Origin of the sequence: Pantoea sp. B9002 (assembly GCF_013385945.1) — a bacterium.
Classification (GTDB): Bacteria; Pseudomonadota; Gammaproteobacteria; order Enterobacterales; family Enterobacteriaceae; genus Pantoea.
In genome coordinates, this window is record NZ_JACAPA010000030.1 from 1 (window position 1) to 1,688 (window position 1,688).

General features: G+C 57.3%; 2 protein-coding genes. Both read left to right on the top strand.

Features of this window, described 5'->3' with window-relative positions; all coding sequences use genetic code 11:
* The first annotated feature begins 79 nt into the window (after nt 1-79).
* On the top strand, nt 80-577 hold the full coding sequence (tssB, locus tag HX773_RS15635) for a type VI secretion system contractile sheath small subunit (protein ID WP_176972266.1): 498 nt from the start codon (nt 80-82) through the stop codon (nt 575-577).
* A gap of 29 nt (nt 578-606) precedes the next feature.
* The coding region (gene tssC, locus HX773_RS15640; protein WP_176972267.1) for a type VI secretion system contractile sheath large subunit at nt 607-1,688 on the top strand (1,082 nt) is incomplete at its 3' end.

Below are 1,688 nucleotides of genomic sequence, written 5' to 3' on the forward strand. Positions count from 1 at the left end.
CAGCTATATATTCGCGCGGTAACACACAGGGAAAGTGTGCCTACGCGTGCTTTCCGCGCCATTTTTACAAGGAGTAAACATGAGCAACTCTTACCAGAACGAAATCCCTAAAGCCCGTATAAATTTGAAGCTTGACCTGCACACGGGTTCAGCCGCGAAGAAGACCGAGCTTCCACTTAAGCTGCTGGTGACCGGCGATTTCAGCAACGGTGCGGAAGATCGCCCGCTGTCTGAGCGCGAAAAAATCAACGTTAACAAAAACAATTTCAACAGCGTGCTGGCCGATATCGCGCCTGCGGTGTCATTTGCCGTGCCGAACACCCTGGCCGGCGACGGCAGCGATGAGAACGTGGCGCTGAACTTCCGCGACATGAAGGACTTCGAGCCGGAGCAGGTTGCCCGTCAAATTCCCCAGCTGCGCGCCATGCTGGCGATGCGCAATCTGCTGCGCGACCTCAAATCCAACCTGCTGGATAACGTCACTTTCCGCAAAGAGCTGGAAGCCATCCTGAAAGACCCGGCACTCAGCGACGAACTGCGCAGCGAGCTGTCTGCGTTAGCCACCGATCAAGCCTGATCATCCCCGTAACGGACTATAGAGAGAGAATGCTGATGTCAGTTCAGAATGAAACCCATGCCAATGGCGCAACCACCGTGCTGGATCGCCCGGCTGCGGGCGGCGTCTACGCGTCGCTGTTCGAAAAAATTAACCTCAATCCGGTGTCAGAGCTGAGTGACCTCAACGTCTGGCAGGACAATCAGGCGATGTCTGATGCCACCGCCGACGAGCGCGTCACCGCCGCGATGCAAGTGTTCCTGACGCGTCTGAAAATCAGCGGCGCGAAAGTGGAGAAGTTGGATAAAAACCTGCTGGATCACCACATCGCCGAGCTGGATCGCCAGATTAGCCGCCAGCTCGACGCGGTGATGCACCACGACGAGTTCCAGAAAGTGGAATCCGCGTGGCGCGGCCTGAAGTCGCTGGTGGATAAAACCGACTTCCGCCAGAACGTTAAAATTGAAGTGCTGGACGTGTCGAAAGACGATCTGCGTCAGGACTTCGAAGACGCGCCGGAAATCATTCAGAGCGGCCTCTATCTGCAAACTTACGTCGCTGAATACGACACGCCGGGTGGCGAGCCGATTGGCGCGGTGATTTCAGCTTACGAGTTCGATGCCTCGGCGCAGGACGTGGCGCTGCTGCGCAACCTGTCGAAAGTGGCTGCTTCTGCGCACATGCCGTTTATCGGTTCGGTCGGCCCGCAGTTTTTCCTTAAAGAGTCGATGGAAGAAGTGGCGGCGATCAAAGACATCGGCAACTACTTTGACCGCGCTGAGTACATCAAGTGGAAGTCGTTCCGCGACACCGATGATTCACGCTACATCGGCCTGACCATGCCGCGCGTGCTGGGTCGTCTGCCGTACGGCCCGGATACCGTGCCGGTGCGCAGCTTCAACTACATCGAAGAAGTGAAAGGCCCGGACCACGATAAATACCTGTGGACCAACGCCTCGTTCGCCTTCGCCGCCAACATGGTGCAGAGCTTCATCAGTAACGGCTGGTGCGTGCAAATCCGCGGCCCGCAGGCCGGCGGCGCGGTGCAGGATCTGCCGATCCACCTCTACGATTTGGGCACCGGCAACCAGGTGAAAATCCCGTCTGAAGTGATGATCCCGGAAACCCGCGA